Here is a 20,161-nt window from a genome sequence, read left to right on the forward strand (position 1 = left end):
AACCTTAAGGTTTGGATTGCTCAGAAGGAACCGAAGATGGCGAGGAATCTACACCATTACCCAGCTTGTCCTGGATGGCTTTGTCCGCTTTGGCTGCACCATCTTTAATGGCATCACCAGTACGGCTGGCCGCATTGGCCACAGCGTCCTTGGCTTCACCTGCTTTTTCAGAGACTTTGTCGCCGGCAGCCTTGGCATCTTCCTTCAAGGAATTGGTATTTTCCTTGGCGTTTTCTTTCTGTTCCTCTGCTTCTTTTTTGACGTCGTCAGCAACTTTAGCGGCGTCCTGCTTCAGTTCTTCCGTTTTTTGCTCCAAGGACTTGTCAGCCTCAGGTGCGGGTGGAGTGGCAGGTGCTGTCGATTGTGGAGCAGCGGCAGGAGCAGGTGGCGCGCTCGTAGCGGCTTTATCGTCCTCTTTGGAACACGCAGCCAAAAGAGTCATCGAAGCAGCAGCGGCCATGACAGCAAAATGAGCACGAGTCAGTTTCATAAGATTTCCTTCCTACTATTCCAAGGTCGCTAGATAGAATGGGCCGATGCCTGGTGCGACTTCCGGCTCGGCCTTGGGTCTGTTACAACTCCCCTAAAAGCCATTCTATCGGTGCTGAGCACGCAGACCAATCTATTAGTGTAAATCCTGATTTCAATTATTCTGACGATATAGCTCAAGCTTCATGACAAACCCTTTAACAACAAGCACCTAGCGAGCGACCAGGCTCCGATACGCTGTTACAAATGGAATCCCTCATAGGACTACAGCCGGGCTTTGTTACATATTTGCCAACTAAATTGGCCTGTTTTCAATTACTTAGGCGGCTAAGGTGGCCAGATCGATGCGCTCGGCACGGTTCAAGGCACTGGCCACTTTCACGCGCAAGGCATTGGAATGCGATAGACGCACTTCTTTTTTCACATCCAGCAGTTGCTGCGGATGCATGGAGAATTCTTTCAGGCCCAGCCCCAGCAACATGCGAGTCACCGACGCATCCCCCGCCATTTCCCCACAGACCGCCACCGGTTTGCCAGCACGATCAGCCGCATTGATCGTGTGTGCAATCAAACGCAAGACGGCTGGGTGCATGGGGTCGTACAGGCTGGCAACCTCGGCATCGCCCCGGTCTACAGCCAGAACATATTGAATCAAGTCATTGGTGCCGATGGACAGAAAATCCAGTTCCTGTACAAAGGGCTCAATGGCGATGGCTATGGCGGGCACTTCCACCATGGCCCCCAACAAATAGTTGCGTGCGAATGGGGTACCGGATTTTTCCAGTTCCCGAGCTGCCGATTCAATAGCCTGACGACTGGCATGCACCTCGTTCATGGAGGAAATCATGGGGATCAAAATACGGATTTGTCCATGCAAGCTGGCACGCAACAAGGCGCGTAGCTGGGTGGCAAACATCTCGGGCTTGTCCAGACAGTAGCGAATTGCACGCAAGCCCAAGGCCGGGTTAGTCGCTACCGTAGCATCTCCATCCAGGGTTTTATCGGCCCCAATATCCAGTGTACGGATAGTGACGACCTTGCCTTTCATGGCCTTCACCACACGGGAATACGCTTCGTACTGTTCCTGCTCGGAAGGCAGATCCGTGCGCCCCATGAAGAGAAATTCGCTGCGAAACAGGCCAATACCGTCGGCACCCGCCTTCAAGGCCAGCTCGGCTTCTTCAGGAAGCTCGATATTGGCTTCCAGGCGAACGTTAATGCCATCCAGTGTCACTGCAGGCGCATCCAGCAAGGCTTCCAGCTCGGCTCGCTCACGACGATAGGCTTCCTGACGCTCCCGGTATTCAGCCAGAACCAGCTCGGACGGATTAACAATAACCGCACCTGAAAAGCCATCCACGATCAGAAAATCGCCATCGCGAATCAGACTGCGGAAGCTACCCAAACCCACTACGGCTGGAACACTCAAGCTGCGAGCCACAATGGCCGTGTGCGAAGTGGGCCCGCCCAAATCTGTCAAAAAACCGGCGAAATGACCACCGCGCAAGCGCAGCATATCTGCTGGGGAGATATCACGTGCCACCACGATCAGCGGCTCTTCCTGGGCTGCTGAAAAACCGGGAAGCAATGCTGGCTTACCGGCCAGAACACGCAATACGCGCTCGATGACCTGGCGCACATCAGCGCCACGCTCGCGCAGGTATTCGTCTTCCATTTGGGAGAACTGCTCGACCAGCATCTGACCTTGCGAGGTCAGAGCCCACTCCGCGTTGTAGTGACGCTCGGCAATGATGGCACAGGTTTGCTGCGTCAGCATGGGATCATCCAGCAGCAGGCTGTGCACCGTCAAAATAGGTGCCAGCTCGCGTGGCGCATCCACAGGCAACTGATCAACCATGGCTCGAAGTTCGTCGCGAGTGCTAGCCATGGCACTTAACAAGCGCTGGCTTTCAGAATCGACGTCTTCGGCGGCAATCCGGTAATGAGGAACTTCCAGTGCTGCTGCGCTCATCACCACGGCTTTGGCGATGGCATACCCCTTACCGACTGCTTGGCCTTGAGCGGTGAACATCGCGGGCAAATCAGAGGCCGGGGTTCGAGCTGCAGCACTATTCATGACCAGATTTCTTCCTTATTCGTTTTCACCAAACTTGGCGTCAAACAACGCCTGAATGTCATTAAGGGCCTGATCGGCATCATCGCCCTGGGCGTCCACAACCACGGTGACCCCCATTCCGGCGGCCAGCATCATGACACCCATAATACTTTTTGCATTCACGCGCTGAGAGCCACGCGCGATAAAAATCTCACTGCTATAACGGCCGGCCAACTGTGTAAGCTTGGCTGCTGCCCGTGCATGAAGACCTAATTTATTACTGATCGTGATGGATACGCTAGGCATAAGGGCAACTGGAAAAATGAAAGTGAAAATTCAAATTAGCAATGGCAGTCGGCGTGGACAATGCCACGCAACGCGCCTGCCATGACATCCTGAGCGAACTGCTCAGGATTGTCACGTCGCTCGGTCAAGGCTTTCAACACCATGCACATATTGGTGCCGGTCAATAAATAAGCGCCCTGCCCTTGATCTTGCAAAGCTTGCTGGACTCGACGGGCCACGTTAAAGGGCGTGGCACCGTAAAGATCACACAGTATCAGTGTGGCGGGCGAGTCCGGCGCTTGCGTTTGCAGTTGCCCCAGCAAGCGGTCCACCGCCGTATCCATGCATTCGTCGGCCTGAATGTCAAAGACAAACAGATCAGGCTTTTCGCCCAGGACGTGCTCGGCACAGCTGGCAAACGCACTGGCCAGAGGCTCGTGCATGATCAAGGCAAGGCGTATCACGCGCGTCCCGTCGCTTGTTCGACGGCCTCGGCAAAACGCTGTGCAACGTCAAAACCTGTCTGCTCAGTAATTTCAACGAAACAAGTTGGGCTGGTCACATTGATTTCGGTAACGTAGTCACCAATCACATCCAGACCAATCAGCAGCAAGCCACGTGCGGCCAGCACAGGGCCCAGGGTACGGGCAATATGCCAATCGTGTTCGGACAAGGGTTGGGCAACCCCGCGACCACCGGCTGCCAGATTGCCGCGAGTCTCGCCCGCCAAGGGAATACGAGCCAAAGCATAAGGCACAGGTTCGCCGTCAATAATCAGGATGCGCTTGTCACCCTTGACGATTTCAGGGATGTAGCGCTGCGCCATAATGGTTTGCGTCCCATTGGCCGTCAACGTTTCCAGGATCGCGCCCAGATTGGGCTCGGGATCTTGCAGACGGAAAATACCCATGCCACCCATGCCGTCCAGCGGCTTGACGATCACATCCTTGTGTTCCTGGTGAAAGGCACGCAAGCGGGCCATGTCACGGGTAACCAAGGTGGGAGGGGTAAATTCCGGAAATTCGGTAATAGCGAGTTTTTCAGGGTGATTGCGAATGGCCGCACCCGAATTGAATACCTTGGCCCCCTGCTCCTGTGCAAAGCTGAGCAAGTGTGTGGAATAGGAATATTCCATATCAAAGGGCGGGTCCTTGCGCATGATGACTGCGTCAAAGACATTCAATTCCTGCTCGGTAGCAGCTTCGGGATAAGTCCACCACGACGGCGCACGCAAATCAGCATCAGCGGCAATGCTGACAGCCTGACTGCGCGTACGAACCCGGCTTTGGGAAATGTACAAATCAGACTGCAAGGTCACGCTGACGCGATGACCACGCGCCAGGAATGCACGCATCATGGCAACGGAGGAATCCTTGTAAGCCGACAGGCTGGGCAAGGGATCAATGATGAATAAAACGTGCATATCACACCTAGAGAAAAACGCCTTTGCAGACGGGCTGCAAAGGCGATTGTGCCCGACTCGCTACTTGGGAGCGAATCGGGCGACGCATAATGCTCCTGGGCGGACCCAGGCAGTATCGTGCAAGAGTATCAGGACGCTTTCTTGCGAGGCGCCAAGACCATGACCATTTGACGGCCTTCCAGCTTGGGCATGGCTTCAACCTGACAGATTTCGCTGACTTCGTCGCGAATCCGTTCCAGCACACGCATCCCCAATTCCTGGTGAGCCATTTCACGACCACGGAAACGCAAAGTCACTTTGACCTTGTCGCCATCATCGATGAAACGCTTCACATTACGCAGCTTGACCTGGTAGTCGCCTTCATCCGTACCGGGACGGAATTTGACTTCCTTGATCTGAATGATTTTCTGCTTGGCCTTGGCTTCTTGTTGGCGCTTCTGTTCCTGATAGCGGAATTTGCCGTAATCCATCAAACGGCACACCGGTGGCACAGCCGCAGGGGCGATTTCCACCAGGTCCACATCATGCTGTTCTGCCATAGCCAAGGCGTCAGGCACCTTGACGATACCTAGCTGCTCACCCTCGACTCCAATGAGTCGCACCTCTGGAATACGAATTTCACCATTGATGCGATGTTTTTTCTCGGTTGCGATGTCGAAAACTCCTAAAAATGTCGATAAAAACGATAGCGTTCCTGTTTTACTGACGGCTATCGATCTCTTGCTTCAATCGTGCTGAAAAATCGGCTACTGGCATGACGCCCAAGTCCACGCCACCACGCGCACGTACGGCAACTGCGCCGTTTTCACGCTCTTTCTCGCCCACGACCAGAATATAGGGCACTTTTTGCATACTGTGCTCACGGATTTTACGAGTGATTTTTTCACCACGCAAATCAGAGGAGGCACGGAATCCCATTTTCTTCAGGTTTTGCGCCACGGATTGGGCATAATCCGCTGAACTTTCGGAAATGCAGCATACCACCACGTGCTCCGGCGCCAACCAGGCAGGCAAGGCGCCGGCGTGGTTTTCAATCAGCATGCCGATAAAGCGCTCGAAGGAGCCCAAAATAGCACGGTGCAACATCACGGGCACGCGACGTTGATCCTGAGCATCCACATACTCGGCACCCAAACGGGCCGGCATGGAGAAGTCCACCTGGATGGTGCCGCACTGCCAATGACGACCAATGGCATCTTTCAGTGTGTATTCAATCTTCGGGCCATAGAAAGCGCCCTCGCCTTCCGAGATCTCGAACTCGCAGCCGGTACGGCGCAAGCTTTCGATCAGGGCTTGTTCAGCCTTGTCCCAGACCGCATCGTCACCGATACGCTTTTCCGGGCGAGTAGCCACTTTGTACAGAATTTCGGTAAAGCCAAAGTCCGCGTAGACGGCTTGCAACTGAGCGGTAAAGGCAGCGCACTCGTCTTGCAGTTGGTCTTCGGTACAGAAAATGTGGCCGTCGTCTTGGGTAAAACCGCGTACGCGCATCATGCCGTGCAAGGCACCCGAGGGTTCGTTGCGATGGCACTGACCGAACTCACCGTAGCGGATAGGCAGTTCACGGTAAGAATGCAGACCGGAATTGAAGATTTGCACGTGACCGGGGCAGTTCATGGGCTTCAAGCCGTAAACACGATTCTCCGACTCAGTCGTGAACATGTTTTCAGCGTAGTTGTCCCAGTGGCCAGTTTTCTTCCACAGCGACAAATCCAGAATTTGCGGTGCTTTCACTTCCTGGTAGCCATTGTCCTGATAGACACGGCGAATGTATTGTTCGACCTGTTGCCAGATCACCCAACCTTTGGGGTGCCAGAAAATCAGACCAGGGGCCTCTTCCTGGAAGTGGAACAGATCCAGTTCACGGCCCAGTTTGCGGTGGTCGCGTCGCTCGGCCTCTTCCAGCATGGTCAGATAAGCTTGTTGATCTTCCTTGGTCGCCCAGGCAGTTCCGTAAATGCGTTGCAGCATTTCGTTATTGCTGTCGCCACGCCAGTAAGCCCCGGCTACTTTCATCAGCTTGAATACTTTCAGCTTGCCAGTAGATGGCACGTGAGGGCCACGGCACAAGTCAATGAAATCGCCTTCGCGGTACAGGCTGATCGGCTCGTTGGACGGAATGGAGGCAATGATCTCTGCCTTGTAGTCCTCGCCGATGCTCTTGAAGAACTCGACGGCGTCGTCGCGCAACCACTCTTCGCGGGTAACCACTTCGTCTTTCTTGGCCAGTTCCGCCATTTTCTTTTCAATGGCTTCCAGATCCTCGGGCGTAAAGGCACGCTTGTAGGAAAAGTCGTAATAAAAGCCGTTGTCAATCACCGGGCCGATGGTAACTTGGGCATCCGGAAACAAGCTCTTGACCGCGTAAGCCAGCAAGTGAGCGGTGGAGTGACGAATCAAATCCAGACCGTCAGCGTCTTTGGCGGTAATGATGGCCAAATTGCTGTCCTGGTCGATCACATACGAGGTGTCCACCAGACGCGACTCGGTGCCGGGCGTGCCGACACGGCCAGCCAGGGCGGCGCGGCCCAAGCCAGTACCAATCGAGTTCGCCACTTCGCTGACGGAAACCGGGCCCTGAAACTCTCGCTGGGAGCCATCGGGCAGTGTGATTCGGACCATAACACTTCCTGAAATAAAAAACGCGGCCTTGAAAAAGCCGCGCTTTTGAATTGAACGTTCTTGGAAAGCAAACGAAACGCTACGCGGCCACGGCTAGATTTGCCGACGGGTAGTTCGCGTTGAGTTCATAAGATTCTGCTTCCCAAATAACACATTTGATTGGATAAGTTTATCACCTTCGCCCGCTATCGCGGCGTTGTATCGCCACAAAAACCACATTTGGCAAAGAATTCAGTCCATCCGGGGATACCAGCTACGGTAAAAGGCCCATTCTTCGGATTCCGAACCATCTTTCATCAAGCAGGTTCCGTAGGCACCACGCCCACTTTCATGAACAATGGTTTGCCCGCCCATGCGCTGACAAAAAGTGGAAGCCAGATTGGCCTGCCCGACTGGTTTGGTGGCCGTTTGGGTGGAGCTGGCGCATGCCGACAACATCAAAGAACCTGCACAGGCAGAAACTAAGCGGAAAAACATGATTTCCTTCTCCTTGACCTGATGTTTGCTGATGCCTGACAAATCATTCGAGATGAAGACTGTCCAGGCCGCGTCTGCTGTTAGCGCAGGGTTAAAACCCTCAAGCGCTGGTCGCGAAACAGATCGTGGAAGTAGCTTACTACACTTGTTTGATATGAAAAGTGTGCGAAGGCAAGCGTGCAGCAAAAGCAACACGTCAGGTAAAAGAAGCTGCTGAAATCAAGCGTAAATATCGGTGCTTTATTGCAAAGCACGACAAGGCTGGGTGTAGATCAAGAGCGATGCAGCCAAAAAGACAACAAAATAAAGCCCAAAATACCGCAGCCAGCCAGCATTAATACCATAGGTACATAATCGATCAGATTCGAGGCATTAATCATGGCGTACATCCCAAAGTCCCAACTAAAACAAGCTTGAGAGTATGGTAGCGGGCCACCTTCAGAACATGAAGTCAACGATTGTCAAGATCCGACACAGAGACAACACAAAGACTAGGATTAGGCTACACAAGCTTACTTTTGCGGCAAAAATCTTTGCAAAAGTGCATAACATGCAACAAAAGGCCAGGAAAAGACGTTTTGTGCCTGCCCCTTATCCATTGAGCATTGTAAAAATGGCGTAAACCACAGGAACAGCCAAGGGGGTAATCATTAATAAAGCCGTATCTCGTTTCCACGTCTTGGGACGGGTATAACAGAGTGTGACCCCCAGCAGGACTGTCACCAGCAGATACAAGCCAATAATAATGATAGTGGCTGCCATATCCTCTCCCCTTTGTTATTTATTTTGCTGTGCTTTTGGTATTTACAAAGTCAGGGCTTGCGCTGCGTCTTGTCCAAACATGGGCGGAAAGGTATTAGCCGCCCACTGTCCTAATCGTGCCGCCGCTGCCTGGCTGGCCAGCTTCAAGGCTTCTGTCGGTTCCAAACCCCGTTTCCAGGCCAGGGCAAAGCTGGATAGAAAGGCATCCCCTGCCCCCACCGTTGAGCACACCTCCACCTTGCACGCAGGCTCCACATACTGCTGACCATTAAAAGCCAACACCGCCCCCTGCACACCCAAGGTGATCAACAAGGCTTGTTGAGGGTGATGCTGCAGACGCGCAGCCAGTTCGCACGCTTCCTGAATCGATAATTCCAGCTGAATATCGGCGTCCTGAACGCCTGCCAGCATTTGGGCCTCCACCGCATTCAAGCCCAGCACATCTGCGCGTGCGTAGACCTGCTTGAATCCCTGGCCTTGATGCTGCAAACACGCCACACTGGGATTTACCACCAGGCAGGCCGAGGTATCACTTCTTTCCGCCAAGGCCTGCGCCACGCTTTCCATAGGCTGCAAGGCCAAGGGAGCCACATAAATCAGGTCTGCTTGCAAGTCTTGAGCCTGGACACGCAGGCAGGCATTTGCCCCACGTCGTGCCAGCACCGAAGCACTGCCGGACGGCTCGACCAGGACGATGGCTTTACCGGTGGGCTGATCAGGACAGATCTGCATACTGCTGACGTCCACTCCCAACTGCTCGATATGTGAACGCAAACGCTCACCCAAGCCGTCTCGACCCAGCGCCCCCAGTAGCCGAACCGACTCGCCTTGCTCCATGAAGCTGGCTGTCGCATTAAGCGCCCCACCACCTGGATACAAGTCGATTGAGCCCACTTCCTGCTTGTCGCCACGCGCCAGCTCGGCTGGCATGCCTGAGACCACAATATCAACGGTAATACTGCCAATCGCTACAAGCTGCACCCTGAACCTCGGCCATGAAAAAAGAGAGCATGAATCTGCTTGGAGCAGTATACCCACGGGCGCAAGCAGATAGTCTATGGTGGAAAATCAGGGCTGGGCGAGCCGTGCAAAGCCGAACAAGCGCCCACATCTTTTCAGCCTGTTTGGGGGCGCAGAAGAAGCCGACTAATAGTTGATGCAACAGACATCACAAAAATCTGGCTCAAGATAAAAAGACATGCTAAATTACTGTTCATCCATACAGCAAAAAGAAGCATCATGTCCTATACCATCACTTTGCACGACGCTCCTTCCGATATCACCGAACGCGGCCGCCGCGAGGCTGAGGAGCGTTTTCGCCGCAGCTTAGAAAAAATCATGCAAGGCCCGGAGGCCGTGGTCCAGGCCTATCGAGCGTGGCAACTGGCCGAAGAAACGGCAGAGACGGAATTGTCCGGGGAAGACATTGCCCTGGCCAAAAAATGGATTGCCGCCGCCACACGCGCCATGAGTGATGGCTTTCGTGATCTGGGCGAGTCCGAAGCGTACTTTGAGGTCCGTATCGAACGCTAATATAAAAGCCAGCGAGTAGCTGGCTTTTATGATCTGGCATCAGGACTTTGCCGAAGGGTGGTCACGGCGCATCAGCTCCCACTCCTCGATCACCGTGCCATCCGGCAAGGTGCACATGCCCACTTGCCCTGTTGGTGTGTTGACGATATCCAAACGCCCGCCCTTCTCCACGCAATAAGCCGAGGCCGGATTGGCAATACCTACGGGTGGCTGTGTCGAGGCTTGATTGGCGCAAGCAGACAAGACGCCGACCAGTCCCAGGATTCCCCATTTCTTCATCGTGTTCTCCGGATAAACTCTGTACTGCAGTGTACTGTGCACGGACTAGTTTTCGGGCTGATCTTTTGGTGCTGTCAAAGGATTGGAAATATTTTCCCAGTGCTGGCAGTGAACTGAATGATGTTCACCGTGTGGAATGAGCTTGCAATCCATGCCGACCTTGGCTTTGCCATCCACAAAAGGAAAGGCAAAATCGTAACGGGCCGGAATCCAGATTTTCAATGATTGATCGTGAAAGCCCATTTTCCCTTTGGCGACGAAACGAGCCAGACCCTCTTCAAAATAATCAGGGCCGTTGTCGTAAATAAAGGGACGCAGAATTGCTTCGCCCCTTTCATTCACATAAACCCAGCCTTGTTCATCCTGTATCAGGCTTTGCCCTTGAGCGACGGGGACAAATACAGGCAGTAGCGCCAACATCAAAGCGAACAGGGTTGAAACAACCCGACGCCCGGATCCCAGTCCAGCAGCTTGCAACCCTGCAATTACCGTTGCTGTTGCTGTTGCTGTTGCCGCACCAGTATCCATGTACGACCCCATGCCATTGCTCATATCGCGTACAGTTTCCACCTTGGCCACCACACTAATACGATTACTGGCACCAAGCCCAGTCCCAGTCCCAGTCCCAGTCCCAGTCCCAGTCCCAGTCTTACAGCTTGCGCGCTTCAAACGAAATAATTCCGTCCGTGTCCTGCGGTGTCTTGCCGTACTGATACCCGCCGGAGATAACAATCTCGCCAAAACCCACTTGCTCCAGCGCCATGCGCAGTTCCTGAACACCCCACCAACGCAGCGAGAACTGTTCCAGCTGGGTTTCCAGCAAGACACCATGCTCCCACAACTCGTAGCGATGCATTTCACGGCTTACCTGAGCGCAATAGTCCTTGTCCAAGGCGGTAGCATTGAGAGTAATAAGCCCATGCGGAGCGGCCGACCAAGTCCGCATGCCTGGATGCACACTCAAAATCGCCGCCACCGGGTCCAGATCCAGCAACAGTCGCCCACCTGACTTCAGGCTGGCATGAAAACGGCTTAGCGCGGCCATGCCTTGCTCAAACGAATCCAGAAGCTGAAAAGAGCCAGCCGGCACCACAATCGCCTCCAAGGAGCGGTCTGCTGTGAAATCCGTAAAACCGGCCAGTTGAAGCTGTGTCGTCAAAGAGCGCAGCTCCAATTCACGGTGGCAATAATCCAGCATTTCCTGCGACAGATCGAAGCCGCTGATATCCAGCCCCGCCTGCAACAAGGGAATCAGAATGCGCCCTGTTCCTACTGCGGGTTCCAGAATGGGCCCGCTTGTGCCTTGCAAGCGCTCCAGGTAGTACTCCACATCCCCGAAAGAGCGTCCTACCGGCTTGTCCAGGTGATATACCAAAGAAGCCAGCTTGCCGTAGCGATTGTTCATCATTGTTCTACATCCTGCTATTTGTCTTACTCAACAGCCTGAACACGCATTTCGGCGCCTTCCACCGCCAAGACCACAACCGCAGCGCCCTGCTCCAGGTTTTGGGTCGCTGTGGCACTGTAATAACTATCGTTGAGCCGAATACGTCCACGGCCGTTCACAAAGCTTTCGCTGACCTGCGCGCGAGCCCCCACATAGGCGCTCAAGCCGGTATTCAAAATATCAGGCTGATTGGCCCGGCTGCGTCGTTGCCAACGTACACCAACGACCACCCACCCCAACATGGCCACGGCCAGAATCAGCCATTGCAACCAGGAGGGAGCATCCGGCCAGGCGGCGGCAAACAAGCCCACCGTCAAAGCCCCCAAACCCAGCCACAGCAGATAGACGCCAGAGATGACGACCTCGGCAGCGATCAGCACGACGCCAGACACCAGCCAGTACCAAAAGGAATCAAAAATGAATGACAAGATCAGCACCTCCAGCTATCCGCTTAGCCTTGTCCCAACTTGCTGCCGGTGGTCTTGAGCAGCTCGGTCACACCTGCCACCGCACCGGTAATGCCGCTGGCCTCCAAAGGCATCAGCACCAGCTTGCTATTGGGGCCCGTGCCCACATCACGCAAGGCTTCCACATACTTCAGGCCCACAAAGTATTGCAGGGCTTGTACATCACCGCTCTTGATGGCTTCGGACACTTCGCGGGTTGCACGGGCTTCAGCCTCGGCTTCACGCTCACGCGCTTCAGCACGCAAGATAGCGGATTGCTTTTCACCCTCCGCACGCAACACAGCCGCTTGCTTCTCCCCTTCGGCTTGCAGCACTTCGGCTTCTTTCTGGCCGCTGGCCTTGGTCACGGCAGCACGACGATGACGCTCAGCCGTCATCTGCAGGTTCATGGCTTCCTGCAACTCGGGAGCCATATTCAAATCACGGATTTCCACGCGGGTAACTTTCACCCCCCAAGGTGTCGTCGCTGCATCCACCGCTGCCAGCAGGCGATCGTTAATCACTTCGCGATTGGACAGCATGTGATCCAGTTCCATCGAACCCAGGACCGAACGCAAGTTGGTGGTGGTCAGGTTCACAATCGCCATTTCCAGGTGATCAATCTCATAGGCAGCCTGGGCAGCATTGTCGATGCGATAAAACACGACACCGTCAGCCGTCACGGCCACGTTGTCGCGGGAAATCACATTTTGCGAGGGAACATCCAGCACGGATTCCATCATTTTGAGCTTGCGACCCACGCGGTCCATAAAAGGGACCAGCAAGGACAAGCCCGGCGTCAGGGTGCGGGTGTAGCGACCAAAGCGCTCGACCGTCCATTGCTGGCCCTGAGGCACAACTTTGACCCCAGCCATCACCACGACCACAGCCAAGAACGCCAACATCACCACAAAAGTAAAGGAGCCACTCATGTCGTCACCATCTCCAAGAACACAACTAAAAAAGCGATTCTAGCCCAGCCTTAATGACAGATCTGCTAAAGCGGATGTTTGACCGCCCTATAGCCTATCCATGCCCCATTTGACCGGGCAGGAGCTAAAGAGAAATGCGGACAAGCTAGACGAAAGGGGCGCAGCCGGAGAAAACCGTTGCGCCTTTAAGGACAGATAGAACCCGAAAAAACGAGCGGCTGACTCAATTCAAAATATCGTACAAACGGAAAATCCACAGCCCTTTATAGACTATCGTCAGCACCACCAAGGCCGCCTGATAGCGCTTGCTGGGCACCACCATGGCGATCAGGCCCATGACAATGAACACGGCTTGCTGCAAGGGGTATTCCACACCCAGCGACAAGAAATACTCTTTTCCTTTAATGGCTGTATCGACCAGGTCCATAAGCTGAATCAGCACAAAAAAGCCGTAAAGCGAGCGCCGCCGGGTCTGGAAATAATCCTCGAAACCGCGGTATTCCTCCATATTGGACGGAAACAGCAAGGACGCCATGATGGCAAACACACAGGTATACAAAATCAGGAAAAAATACAGCTGAAAGGACCAGACCTGCACTTTCACCAGACTGAACTCATACCACCAAAAATGGATAATCGTCAGGAACAGATACAGCACCCACCCCAAGTGAATGGGATAGACACGCTTGGCTTTGGGGTGTTGGATGAATTCAGAGACGCCTACGATCAGTCTGGAAATGCTGATACCCAGCACCATGCCAATGATGATGCGTACGTGGACAAAATGCTCTGGATGGATCAACTCTGGCGGCACGCGCTGTCCTTGCAAAGTGGCTAATCCTGGCACACCTTAACAGAGTCATTGCAGGGCTCCAAGCGCGTAATTTCCCGCTAAGAGCCCTGATATTTGCGTGAATATCTTTCGTCCCTTCGTCAAAATCCATCTACTCTTTAGCCAAAGAGAGCGGTCAAGTCTTAATAACGCGGCGCAGGCGCGTATTGCCCATTGCCTTTGTCAGCAGGAAAAGGATTGGGCGACGGCACGGTAGTTTGAGCCGGAGTCACCGGGCGTACTTCGTAAAGCACCGTACCGATCACACCGATATTGCGTTTGTCACCCGCCAGAGTGTTCGCCGCGTAAGCCCGGTCCTTGCCCGAGAAACGGAAAGCGGCCACTTCATCAGCACTTTTACGAAAGCCCTCGATACGCAAGACGGCCCCGGCCTGCAAGAGATAGCCGTTATAGCTGCGGCTGCCCGGCTTGCCCGACAAGACATCCAGACCATCTACCGTGGTGATGATTTCATAAGGCGTAGCGCTGCGATTGGTATAGACCAGAACGTAACGTTCCCCTGCTTTGCCCGCCAGCTGATAGTTTTTCTGCCCGATGCTGCTGAAAATTGTCAAAGGCGCGTCGCGCCCATCATGCACAGACAATTCCACCTTGCCTTGATCCAGCAAAATACTGCGCTGGGCATCCAGGTTTTGACCCAAAGCCTGGCGAATACTGCGTTCATCGGAATAGGCTAATTGCAGCTCATCACGCAGAGGCTCGACGCGCTGAGCCTGGACCGAATAGGCCCGTGACTCACGCCCTTCTCCCCATTGCGTCCCCAAAGTCGAGGCCGTTTGTGGGGCTGCCGCTGAGACCGCCTCACGCTGTGCCGATTGTTGAGGCACACTGCTGCAAGCTGATAGCAACAAGGCAGCGGCCAGCACGCTCCACCGTCCACGGTGCCGTGCGAATAATGTTGATTGAGACAGACTCATGCGCTTCCCCTTTTTGTCAGTACAAGTGCCATGACAAGCCCCTGTTGAGCGCGAGTATTCCTGATCTCTCTGCGTTTGTGACGTCAGCAAATTTCTAAATTGAAATTGCCTGTATCAGGAGAAATTAGTATGGCAACGAACCAAGCCTCACAAAGAGGCCTACTATAAACGTCATTCCTCCTCACGAGCCGCAAGCATGGATATTCAGAACCTACCCTTTTGCACCGTTAACTGGTCAGACATTACTCCTACAGAACACAAAGGCGAAACAGGCATGGCCCTGTGGCGCACCCAGCAATTTGGCCCCATTCGCGTACGCATGGTGGAATACAGCCCCGGCTATCTGGCCGACCACTGGTGCGTAAAGGGCCATATGTTGCTGTGTCTGGAAGGCCGGCTGGATACTGAACTGGAAGACGGCCGCCGCTTCACCCTGGAACCGGGACAGTCTTACCATGTGGCTGACAATGCCGAGCCGCACCGTTCTTCCACCCAGACGGGCGCCAAACTCTACATCGTGGATTAAAGCCTGTTACGTAAAAACACCCTTTAGATGGTCGGAACTGGCTATCTAAAGGGTAAACAATCCCTCTGTGCTGACGTTCATTTTTGTCATCTACGCCTCATAGTTTGTCCCTCCCGCTTTTTAAACCAGCGATCGCCTCACTCCCCGTAACGGCGGCCCTCACCATGCCGCGTCCTGCATCTGCATAAGATCGCCAGGCAGGCTGCCCAATGCCCCGATCTGCCTCTGCCTCTGCCTCTGCCTCTGCCTCTGCCTCCAACAGGCTAGTTCAGCCTGCAGAAATAATCCTTATTTGATTTGCGCATCGACTTTTCAGCCAAGCATAAATACACTACCAAAACGTTTTGGTTGAGCATAAAATCAAAACCAAATCGTTTTACTCATAAATTCGATAAAAACCTAAAGGACTGCAGCAGGCTCTTTAGCACCTGACAATGCAGCACAGGAGACACTGATGAAAGACACCCCCACTGCGCAAGTGGATGAGCTGTATTCCCCTCAGCGCATGATTGCCTTCGGGCTGCAACACGTACTGGTCATGGCCGCCTCCCCTATCGCCGCCGTGTTCTTGATGAGCAAGGCCCTGGGCTTTGATGCTGCCCTGACCACTCAGCTGCTGAGCGCCACCTTTCTGGTCTGTGGCATAGGCACCTTGATCCAATCCTTCGGCCCAGCCGGTATAGGCGCCAAACTACCTTTTGTGATGCTGCCCGGTGGTGCGCCCATCATCCTGTTCATTCTGATCGCGCAACAAACCGATCTGCCCACCGCCTCCGGGGCGGTGATTCTGTCCGCCCTGCTGTACTTTCTGATCGTCCCCATCTTCAAACGCTTTTTGCGTTACTTCCCTTCGCTGGTCATCGGCATCATGCTCTTGCTGGTTGCCATCAACCTGGCGCAGATATCCGGCAAATTAATTGCCGGCACACCCGGCTCGGCCAATTTCGGTAATACCGACAATTTGCTGCTGGCCCTGATCACCATTGCATCTACGGTGCTGTTTGCCCGTTTGCTCAAAGGCATGTGCCGCCAGTTGGCTATCTTGCTGGGCTTGATTGTGGGTGCCTTGTCCGCTGCCTTGATGGGCGACATCAGCTTGAGCGGCGTGGGCAGTGGCCCACTGCTGGCCCTGCCATCGCCTTTCCCCTTTGGCCCGCCCAACTTTGATCTGATTGCCGCTTTGCCGCTGCTGCTGTTCACCTTGATTTCCATGGTGGAAGCCACTGGCCAGACCATTGCCTTGAATGAGGTCCTGGGCAAGGAAAACGAGGCCGAACAACAGGCACAAGTCCCCAATACGATCCGTGGCGACGGGCTGGCTTCTTTGCTGGGCGGTATTTTCGGGACCTCGCTGATCATTACCAGTGGTGAAAACATCGGCATCATTCGCGCGACCCAAGTGCGCTCCCGCTATGTCACGGCCGTCGGCGGACTGTTCCTGATTCTATTTGGCGTGTTCTCGCCGCTCTCCGCGCTGATCAGCGTCATTCCTGCCTCTGTCATTGGCGCAACCGGGCTGGTGGTCTTTGCCATCGTGGGCACCATGGGCATAGACATGTTGCGCAAGGTAGACCTGCGCGGCCATGCCGCCATGTATGTGGTTGCCACGGCTCTGGCGGTCGGTTTGCTGCCCATCGTCGTTCCCGGCATTTACGACCAACTTCCCTCCCAAGTGCGATTGCTCTTGTCCAACGGCGTTGCTATGGGTGCGCTGACGGCGGCTGTTTTGAACTACCTATTCATTCACGTCGGCCAGCGCTCGCCCAAAACCGCCCCCCTTCAACATTCTTGATGAGCTGTGCCATGAATCACGCATCTTTATTTCAATCCCACGACCTGGCTCAGGCCCGCATTCTGGAACCCGAACACCTCTTGCTGCCGCAAGGACCTGTCAGCGGACACGCTGTACTGATTGAAGAAGGTCGCTTCAGCGATATTGGCACGGTAGAAGAGATTGCCGCCCGTCACCCTGGGCTGCCACGTCTGAGCTTGCCCGGTCATTTGTTGATGCCCGGTTTTGTGGATGCACACCATCACGTCACCCAGTCATATGGGAAGTCGCTGGTGTATGGCGAGCCCTCGGAGATTTTCCGCCGGGTCTGGGTGCCGCTGGAAAGCACCTTGAACGCTCGCCATCTGTATGCCTCCAGCAAGCTGTCGGCACTGGAAGCCTTGCGGGGCGGGTTCACGACGGTTTGCGACGCTGGCACGCGATCGTCCGAAGATCTGGACGCGATTGTGCAAGCCACCACAGACGTAGGTATACGCTGTGTTCTGGGCCTGATCTGCAACGACAAGCACAGCGCGGTACTATTGGACGCCGAGCCTATTGTGGCTCGCGCCCAGGCCCACCTTCAGCAATGGGAGCACCATGCTTTGATCAGCCCTTCACTGGCTATCTCTATTCCCGAAGCCGCCAGTGATGCAATGTTGCATCGTATCTATTCCATGAGCGAAGAAGCGGGCCGTGTGTTCCAGACCCATGCCAACGAGCATTTGGTCGCGGTGGAGCGTTCCTTGAATGCCCATGGTCGTCGCCCGATCGAGCATCTTGCCCATATTGGTGCCCTGGGTTCGGCTTCCTTGCTGGCCCATGCCACCTTGGTTACCCCCAGCGAAATCCGGCTGCTGGCTGATTTGAACGCTGCCGTTTCCTACAACCCGGTTGCCAGCGCCTGGAAAGGCAATGCCGTCGCTCCTGCCGAAGCCATGCGCGTTCAAGGCATACGTTTGGGCATGGGGACGGACGGCACTCGCAGCGATGCCTTTCGCATGATGGATTATGGCGAGGCGGCGCAACGCTTTGCCTTCGGCATGATGGTGGGCGACTCCTCTTGCGGTGCGGGTTGGACCTGGTTGGATATGGCGACCCGAGGGGGGGCCGAAGTCATAGGCCTGGGAGCTCAAACCGGGCAGATTCGGGTGGGCGCCCAAGCCGACTTCCTCGTGGTCGATCTGCAAGTGCCCGAGATGACGCCCTCCTGGGATCTGCCTTGGGAACTGGTTCGGATTGCTGCTCGCGATCAGATTCGGGCTGTCGTTGTCCAAGGCAAGCTGCGTCTGTGGGAAGGCCAGCCTGTGGATTGGGATCCCCTGCCCTTGTTGGAAGAAGTGCGTGAGCTGGCTCGCCATGCGGTCGCGCAATCGGATATCCGCAAGCTGCACGCCCCATCCACCGAACACCTGGCTCGTCACGCCGAGCAGGAAAAGGCCTTGGCATGACAGTGGGTTTGCTGATTGCTTTTGCCGCCGTGCTGGCGGGTGCCTTTATTCAGGGTGCCAGCGGGATGGGTTTTGCCCTGATCGTAGTCCCGGTACTGGCTTTGGTTCATCCCGAGGCCATACCAGGAGCGCTCCTGTTTCTGATGCTGCCGCTGAACGCCTATGTTGCCTGGCGTGAACGTGGAGCGATCGACCGCAGCGGCGCGGGCTGGATCACCGTCGGACGTTTTGCGGGGACTTTTGCCGGTTTGGGGATTTTGCTGGTGCTGTCGACTTACTGGTTAAACCAGTTTGTCGGTATCAGTACCTTGCTGGCCGTGCTGGCATCGGTACTGGCTCCAAGCTTCACGCCCGGCAAGAAGGCCTTTATTGCCACAGGTCTGGTCACCGGCATCACTGAAACCGCCACCGGCATTGGTGGCCCGCCTTTGGCTCTGGTGTACCAGCACGCCCCTGTCGCCACCTTGCGCTCGACAGTGGCCTTGTGCTTTCTGGTGGGGGAAGTGATTTCGCTGGCCGTGCTGGGTATCTCCGGCGCGCTACAGTGGTCCCACCTGAGCTACGCCGTGTTGTGCCTGCCCGCATTGCTGCTGGGGATGGGCTTGAGCAGCCTGGTACATCACAAGCTGGATCAACGCCGTTTGCGCATCGGAGTTCTGGTGTTTGCGACCGTCTCCGGTCTGGCCGTCATGCTGACTTAATCGTCCAGCTGTGTGGAGGCACGGGCCCGAAGCTCCGGCTTTGGGCCCAAAGCCGACAGGCGGCTCTTATCACCCGATAGATGTTCGAACAGCAGTTCTACCGCCAGGGTTGCCACTTGTTCCAGATGAAGATCCACAGCTGTCAACGCCGGTTCTGCGGTACGGGCACGCAAGCCATCGTAACGGGTGGCAATCATTACATCCTGCGGGACACGCAAACCGGCCTGCTGCACAGCCGCCAAGGCGCCCACTGCAAAGGCATCCACAGGCACACATAAGGCATCCGTATCAGGATACTGTGTTAAAAGTCGGGCGCAGGCATCAAATCCACCGGCTTCACCCAAGCTTTCCTCTACCTGCATATAGCGCACTGGCATGGCGTGCGCAGCAGCGAAATTCTCGTAGGCTTTTTTATGGCTGGCGTAAGAGTCACGTGCGGCACTGCTTTGCACCAGGGCGATACGTCGCCGTCCTTGCTCCCACAAGTGATTCAATAACAAATGCGCGGTTGCGGTCGATTGCAGATCAATAAAGGGAATGCTGTCTACGCTCCCGCCTTGACGCCCAATCGACACCAAGGCCACACCACGCTCTTGCAACAAGCGCACATTGGGATCATCCGTCATGGGCTCCAACAGAATCGCCCCATCAATATCCAGACCTTCCAGAAAGGCCTGGGCATTTTCCAAAGGCGGTACGAACACCAGAGCCAGGCCACGCCGCATGGCCGCCTCGGCCGCAATGCCCGCCACTTCCATCATGAAGCCCAGACGCGAAACGCCACCCGACACGGCAAAAGGCATGGACGATACCAGGGCAATGCTGTTGGCCGCCCCCGAGCGTAAGCGCTGCGCTCGTACATTGGGCCTATAGCCCATATCAGCCGCGATCTGTTTGACCTTGGCACGCGTTAACGGGTCCACCACCCCTCTGTCATTCAAAGCGTGTGAAACCGTAGTCAAAGACACCCCTGCCGCCTTGGCGACATCGCGGATGGTGATACGACGAGGGGGGGTAGCAGAGGAACGTGGCAAGGCTGGATCAATCAGAAAAGGGAGAGAGAGGAAAATAGCATAGCGCTGGGAGCTTGTTTACGTAGAGCAAAGCAGTGAATCAGCCAAATTTAAAAACAAAGAATCTTAGCTAGAGTGTTTGGCCAAGCTCGTTCAGGAGCCATATTACAAGTTAATA

General features: G+C 54.9%; 23 protein-coding genes. 5 read left to right on the forward strand and 18 right to left on the reverse strand.

The genetic code is table 11. The features are described from left to right. Positions 1–4: 4 nt before the first annotated feature. The 10 genes from KOE80_RS07555 to KOE80_RS07600 all read right to left on the reverse strand — a co-directional run bounded on the left by KOE80_RS07555 (position 5) and on the right by KOE80_RS07600 (position 9,095). Positions 5–490, reverse strand: a complete 486-nt coding sequence (locus KOE80_RS07555; RefSeq protein ID WP_226348805.1) for a hypothetical protein — start codon at positions 488–490, stop codon at positions 5–7. Positions 491–808: 318 nt separating this feature from the next. Continuing rightward, a complete protein-coding gene (gene ptsP / locus KOE80_RS07560) occupies positions 809–2,521 on the reverse strand; it encodes a phosphoenolpyruvate--protein phosphotransferase (protein ID WP_226348894.1) in 1,713 nt (570 codons plus the stop codon). A 60-nt stretch (positions 2,522–2,581) separates the two neighbouring features. Next, positions 2,582–2,851, reverse strand: coding sequence for an HPr family phosphocarrier protein (locus KOE80_RS07565; RefSeq protein WP_003800381.1), 270 nt, complete (start codon positions 2,849–2,851; stop codon positions 2,582–2,584). Between the two features lie 35 nt (positions 2,852–2,886). After that, the gene (locus KOE80_RS07570; RefSeq protein WP_226348806.1) at positions 2,887–3,294 is read right to left on the reverse strand and encodes a PTS sugar transporter subunit IIA; all 408 of its coding nucleotides are present in this window, start codon (positions 3,292–3,294) and stop codon (positions 2,887–2,889) included. After that, the gene (gene gshB / locus KOE80_RS07575) at positions 3,291–4,253 is read right to left on the reverse strand and encodes a glutathione synthase (RefSeq protein ID WP_042480343.1); all 963 of its coding nucleotides are present in this window, start codon (positions 4,251–4,253) and stop codon (positions 3,291–3,293) included. Before gshB ends, KOE80_RS07570 begins: the two co-directional genes overlap by 4 nt. 128 nt (positions 4,254–4,381) lie before the next feature. Continuing rightward, positions 4,382–4,906: a translation initiation factor IF-3 gene (gene infC / locus KOE80_RS07580; RefSeq protein WP_080584954.1), complete on the reverse strand. Its 525-nt coding sequence runs from the start codon at positions 4,904–4,906 to the stop codon at positions 4,382–4,384. A gap of 46 nt (positions 4,907–4,952) precedes the next feature. Beyond that, entirely contained in the window at positions 4,953–6,875 is a 1,923-nt protein-coding gene (gene thrS / locus KOE80_RS07585; protein WP_042480340.1) for a threonine--tRNA ligase, read from the reverse strand. Positions 6,876–7,106: 231 nt separating this feature from the next. Then, complete coding sequence (locus KOE80_RS07590) at positions 7,107–7,352, reverse strand: DUF333 domain-containing protein (RefSeq protein WP_026482683.1); 246 nt, start codon at positions 7,350–7,352, stop codon at positions 7,107–7,109. A gap of 591 nt (positions 7,353–7,943) precedes the next feature. Then, entirely contained in the window at positions 7,944–8,114 is a 171-nt protein-coding gene (locus KOE80_RS07595; RefSeq protein ID WP_021446650.1) for a hypothetical protein, read from the reverse strand. A gap of 42 nt (positions 8,115–8,156) precedes the next feature. Beyond that, the gene (locus KOE80_RS07600) at positions 8,157–9,095 is read right to left on the reverse strand and encodes a carbohydrate kinase family protein (protein WP_226348807.1); all 939 of its coding nucleotides are present in this window, start codon (positions 9,093–9,095) and stop codon (positions 8,157–8,159) included. Positions 9,096–9,353: 258 nt separating this feature from the next. On the opposite strand from KOE80_RS07600, the gene KOE80_RS07605 reads away from it, so the two are divergent. After that, positions 9,354–9,647 carry a hypothetical protein gene (locus KOE80_RS07605; protein ID WP_035267706.1) on the forward strand — a complete coding sequence of 98 codons (294 nt, stop codon included), beginning with the start codon at positions 9,354–9,356 and terminating at the stop codon, positions 9,645–9,647. Between the two features lie 39 nt (positions 9,648–9,686). On the opposite strand, the gene KOE80_RS07610 is transcribed toward KOE80_RS07605, so the two are convergent. From KOE80_RS07610 to KOE80_RS07640, 7 genes are all read right to left on the reverse strand, one after another. Further along, on the reverse strand, positions 9,687–9,926 hold the full coding sequence (locus KOE80_RS07610; RefSeq protein ID WP_026482686.1) for a DUF333 domain-containing protein: 240 nt from the start codon (positions 9,924–9,926) through the stop codon (positions 9,687–9,689). 45 nt (positions 9,927–9,971) lie between these two features. Further along, positions 9,972–10,454, reverse strand: a complete 483-nt coding sequence (locus KOE80_RS07615; RefSeq protein WP_226348808.1) for a WG repeat-containing protein — start codon at positions 10,452–10,454, stop codon at positions 9,972–9,974. A gap of 121 nt (positions 10,455–10,575) precedes the next feature. Further along, entirely contained in the window at positions 10,576–11,334 is a 759-nt protein-coding gene (locus tag KOE80_RS07620; RefSeq protein ID WP_083053597.1) for a class I SAM-dependent methyltransferase, read from the reverse strand. A gap of 23 nt (positions 11,335–11,357) precedes the next feature. Next, positions 11,358–11,810 carry an NfeD family protein gene (locus KOE80_RS07625; protein ID WP_026482689.1) on the reverse strand — a complete coding sequence of 151 codons (453 nt, stop codon included), beginning with the start codon at positions 11,808–11,810 and terminating at the stop codon, positions 11,358–11,360. A gap of 14 nt (positions 11,811–11,824) precedes the next feature. Beyond that, positions 11,825–12,751 carry an SPFH domain-containing protein gene (locus tag KOE80_RS07630; RefSeq protein ID WP_009454414.1) on the reverse strand — a complete coding sequence of 309 codons (927 nt, stop codon included), beginning with the start codon at positions 12,749–12,751 and terminating at the stop codon, positions 11,825–11,827. Between the two features lie 223 nt (positions 12,752–12,974). Beyond that, positions 12,975–13,580 (reverse strand): hypothetical protein, encoded by a 606-nt coding sequence (locus KOE80_RS07635; RefSeq protein WP_021446654.1) that lies wholly within the window; start codon positions 13,578–13,580, stop codon positions 12,975–12,977. 146 nt (positions 13,581–13,726) lie between these two features. After that, on the reverse strand, positions 13,727–14,521 hold the full coding sequence (locus tag KOE80_RS07640) for a hypothetical protein (RefSeq protein ID WP_060185798.1): 795 nt from the start codon (positions 14,519–14,521) through the stop codon (positions 13,727–13,729). A 196-nt stretch (positions 14,522–14,717) separates the two neighbouring features. Here KOE80_RS07640 and KOE80_RS07645 point away from each other — a divergent pair, with 196 nt between their 5' ends. The 4 genes from KOE80_RS07645 to KOE80_RS07660 all read left to right on the forward strand — a co-directional run bounded on the left by KOE80_RS07645 (position 14,718) and on the right by KOE80_RS07660 (position 18,970). Further along, positions 14,718–15,047: a DHCW motif cupin fold protein gene (locus tag KOE80_RS07645; protein WP_026482692.1), complete on the forward strand. Its 330-nt coding sequence runs from the start codon at positions 14,718–14,720 to the stop codon at positions 15,045–15,047. Between the two features lie 454 nt (positions 15,048–15,501). Then, positions 15,502–16,839 carry a uracil-xanthine permease family protein gene (locus KOE80_RS07650; protein WP_226348809.1) on the forward strand — a complete coding sequence of 446 codons (1,338 nt, stop codon included), beginning with the start codon at positions 15,502–15,504 and terminating at the stop codon, positions 16,837–16,839. An 11-nt stretch (positions 16,840–16,850) separates the two neighbouring features. Continuing rightward, positions 16,851–18,269 (forward strand): amidohydrolase family protein, encoded by a 1,419-nt coding sequence (locus KOE80_RS07655; RefSeq protein ID WP_035268685.1) that lies wholly within the window; start codon positions 16,851–16,853, stop codon positions 18,267–18,269. Continuing rightward, positions 18,266–18,970, forward strand: a complete 705-nt coding sequence (locus KOE80_RS07660; protein WP_035267713.1) for a sulfite exporter TauE/SafE family protein — start codon at positions 18,266–18,268, stop codon at positions 18,968–18,970. Before KOE80_RS07655 ends, KOE80_RS07660 begins: the two co-directional genes overlap by 4 nt. On the opposite strand, the gene KOE80_RS07665 is transcribed toward KOE80_RS07660, so the two are convergent. After that, positions 18,967–20,004 carry a LacI family DNA-binding transcriptional regulator gene (locus KOE80_RS07665; protein WP_031232111.1) on the reverse strand — a complete coding sequence of 346 codons (1,038 nt, stop codon included), beginning with the start codon at positions 20,002–20,004 and terminating at the stop codon, positions 18,967–18,969. The genes KOE80_RS07660 and KOE80_RS07665 overlap by 4 nt on opposite strands. Positions 20,005–20,161: the final 157 nt, after the last annotated feature.

The sequence above is a fragment of the Alcaligenes sp. 13f genome, assembly GCF_020496585.1.
In the GTDB taxonomy this organism is placed as follows: Bacteria; Pseudomonadota; Gammaproteobacteria; order Burkholderiales; family Burkholderiaceae_B; genus Alcaligenes; species Alcaligenes phenolicus.

Excerpts from the sequence above, each read along its gene's own strand:
- KOE80_RS07555 (WP_226348805.1), bottom strand. The coding sequence starts at position 490 with ATGAAACTGACTCGTGCTCATTTTGCTGTCATGGCCGCTGCTGCTTCG.
- ptsP (WP_226348894.1), bottom strand. The coding sequence starts at position 2,521 with ATGTTCACCGCTCAAGGCCAAGCAGTCGGTAAGGGGTATGCCATCGCC.
- KOE80_RS07565 (WP_003800381.1), bottom strand. The coding sequence starts at position 2,851 with ATGCCTAGCGTATCCATCACGATCAGTAATAAATTAGGTCTTCATGCA.
- gshB (WP_042480343.1), bottom strand. The coding sequence starts at position 4,253 with ATGCACGTTTTATTCATCATTGATCCCTTGCCCAGCCTGTCGGCTTAC.
- thrS (WP_042480340.1), bottom strand. The coding sequence starts at position 6,875 with ATGGTCCGAATCACACTGCCCGATGGCTCCCAGCGAGAGTTTCAGGGC.
- KOE80_RS07590 (WP_026482683.1), bottom strand. The coding sequence starts at position 7,352 with ATGTTTTTCCGCTTAGTTTCTGCCTGTGCAGGTTCTTTGATGTTGTCG.
- KOE80_RS07595 (WP_021446650.1), bottom strand. The coding sequence starts at position 8,114 with ATGGCAGCCACTATCATTATTATTGGCTTGTATCTGCTGGTGACAGTC.
- KOE80_RS07605 (WP_035267706.1), top strand. The coding sequence starts at position 9,354 with ATGTCCTATACCATCACTTTGCACGACGCTCCTTCCGATATCACCGAA.
- KOE80_RS07610 (WP_026482686.1), bottom strand. The coding sequence starts at position 9,926 with ATGAAGAAATGGGGAATCCTGGGACTGGTCGGCGTCTTGTCTGCTTGC.
- KOE80_RS07615 (WP_226348808.1), bottom strand. The coding sequence starts at position 10,454 with ATGGATACTGGTGCGGCAACAGCAACAGCAACAGCAACGGTAATTGCA.
- KOE80_RS07620 (WP_083053597.1), bottom strand. The coding sequence starts at position 11,334 with ATGATGAACAATCGCTACGGCAAGCTGGCTTCTTTGGTATATCACCTG.
- KOE80_RS07630 (WP_009454414.1), bottom strand. The coding sequence starts at position 12,751 with ATGAGTGGCTCCTTTACTTTTGTGGTGATGTTGGCGTTCTTGGCTGTG.
- KOE80_RS07640 (WP_060185798.1), bottom strand. The coding sequence starts at position 14,521 with ATGAGTCTGTCTCAATCAACATTATTCGCACGGCACCGTGGACGGTGG.
- KOE80_RS07645 (WP_026482692.1), top strand. The coding sequence starts at position 14,718 with ATGGATATTCAGAACCTACCCTTTTGCACCGTTAACTGGTCAGACATT.
- KOE80_RS07650 (WP_226348809.1), top strand. The coding sequence starts at position 15,502 with ATGAAAGACACCCCCACTGCGCAAGTGGATGAGCTGTATTCCCCTCAG.
- KOE80_RS07655 (WP_035268685.1), top strand. The coding sequence starts at position 16,851 with ATGAATCACGCATCTTTATTTCAATCCCACGACCTGGCTCAGGCCCGC.
- KOE80_RS07660 (WP_035267713.1), top strand. The coding sequence starts at position 18,266 with ATGACAGTGGGTTTGCTGATTGCTTTTGCCGCCGTGCTGGCGGGTGCC.